Here is a 1,565-nt window from a genome sequence, read left to right as displayed (position 1 = left end):
TATCGATGCGCTGCTGGCTTTGCAGGGGGTGGAGGACCCCGCCGAGCGCCGCAGGCGGTCGGTGGCGCGCGGCAAGGGCGCGCTCGACGTGCTCGACGACCTCAAGATCGGGCTGCTCGCCGGCAATCTGCAAGCCTCCACCGTGACCCGGCTGCGCGACGCCGCCGCCAACCTGAAATCCTCCTCCGGCGACCCCGGCCTCGACACCGTGCTGTCCGAGATCGAGCTTCGGGTCGAGGTCGAACTGGCCAAGGCCGGACAGTTTTAGCGCCGGACGACGATCCGCGGGCAGGTTCCAGGGGCGGCCGGGCCGGCCCTCGCGTTGCGCACAGGTTTCGGCGCCAGACCCGCGAAAACAACCGCTCTCCAGATCGTTGCCGATATTGTCTGTCATAGCCCGCCGCTATATAAGGCGCGCGCGGACGGACAATTTTCCGTTCGCCTTGCATTACAGATGGGCCCGCCTTGGAAAAGTTGAAGAGCTATCGACCCTCCGAAAAAGAGCCTTTCATGAACGAGCGCCAGCGCGACTATTTTCGCGCCAAGCTCCTGGCGTGGAAGGACGAAATCCTGCGCGAATCCAGGATCACGCTGCAGACGCTGCAGGAAGAGAACGTCAACCACCCCGATCTCGCCGACCGCGCCTCGTCGGAGACCGACCGCGCCATCGAGCTGCGCGCCCGCGACCGCCAGCGCAAGCTGATCTCCAAGATCGACGCCGCACTTCAGCGCATCGAGGACAACACCTACGGCTATTGCGAGGAAACCGGCGAGCCGATCGCGCTGAAGCGCCTCGAGGCCCGCCCGATCGCCACGCTGTCGGTCGAAGCCCAGGAGCGCCACGAGAAGCGCGAAAAGGTCTATCGCGACGAGTAGGATGTGGCCGCCGCGTGCGGCCGTTTTGTTGAGTCGAGCTGAAAGCCGCCGCCGATGGACGTGATTCTCGCGGCCGCCCAGGTCATCGCGAGTGCCCGCCGCGCCCGCACCAGGCTCGCTTCGCTCGCGTCCGAGATCGCGCCGCGCGACGAGGCGGAAGGCTATCGCGTCCAGCGCGCGGTGCATGATTTGCTGCTGCCGCGGGAAGGCGGCCTGGTCGGCTACAAGATCGGCTGCACCAGCGCGGTGATGCAGCGCTATCTCGATATCCCGCACCCCTGCGCCGGCGGCGTGTTCGCGCGCGGCGTGCACGAGGCCGGCGCGCGGCTTCAGGCCCGCGACTACGTCCGCGCCGGCGTCGAATGCGAGATCGCGGTGCGGCTCGAGCAGGATCTGCCGGCCTCCGGCGCGCCGTTCACGGCCGAGACGGTGGCGCCGGCGATCGGGGCCTATCACCCCGCGATCGAGATCGTCGACGACCGCTATGTGAAATGGGAGACGATGGGCGCGCCGACCCTGGTGGCGGATGATTTCTTCGCCGCCGGCTGCGTGCTCGGCGAGGCGGTCGCGCGCGGCAGCGCGCCCGATCTGCTGGAGGTGATCGGCCGCGCCGTCATCAACGGCGTCGAAGCCGGCCGCGGCACCGGCGCCGACGTGCTCGGCCATCCCCACCGCGCGCTGGCCTGGCT

Annotated in this window: 3 protein-coding genes; all 3 read left to right on the top strand. The window is 68.6% G+C overall.

Annotation, left to right across the window (positions count from 1 at the left end):
- A partial coding sequence (locus WCE35_RS16280) for a flagellar assembly protein FliX (protein ID WP_424594365.1) occupies window positions 1–268 on the top strand: 268 nt, incomplete at its 5' end.
- A gap of 242 nt (window positions 269–510) precedes the next feature.
- A complete protein-coding gene (gene dksA / locus WCE35_RS16275; protein ID WP_424594364.1) occupies window positions 511–876 on the top strand; it encodes an RNA polymerase-binding protein DksA in 366 nt (121 codons plus the stop codon).
- A 54-nt stretch (window positions 877–930) separates the two neighbouring features.
- The coding region (locus WCE35_RS16270) for a 2-keto-4-pentenoate hydratase (protein ID WP_424594363.1) at window positions 931–1,565 on the top strand (635 nt) is incomplete at its 3' end.

The sequence above is a fragment of the Bradyrhizobium sp. genome (assembly GCF_049691595.1).
Classification (GTDB): Bacteria; Pseudomonadota; Alphaproteobacteria; order Rhizobiales; family Xanthobacteraceae; genus Bradyrhizobium.
The sequence above is the reverse complement of the archived record's forward strand: the minus strand, read 5'-3'. Positions and strand labels throughout refer to the sequence as shown.

Excerpts from the sequence above, each read along its gene's own strand:
- dksA (WP_424594364.1), top strand. The coding sequence starts at position 511 with ATGAACGAGCGCCAGCGCGACTATTTTCGCGCCAAGCTCCTGGCGTGG.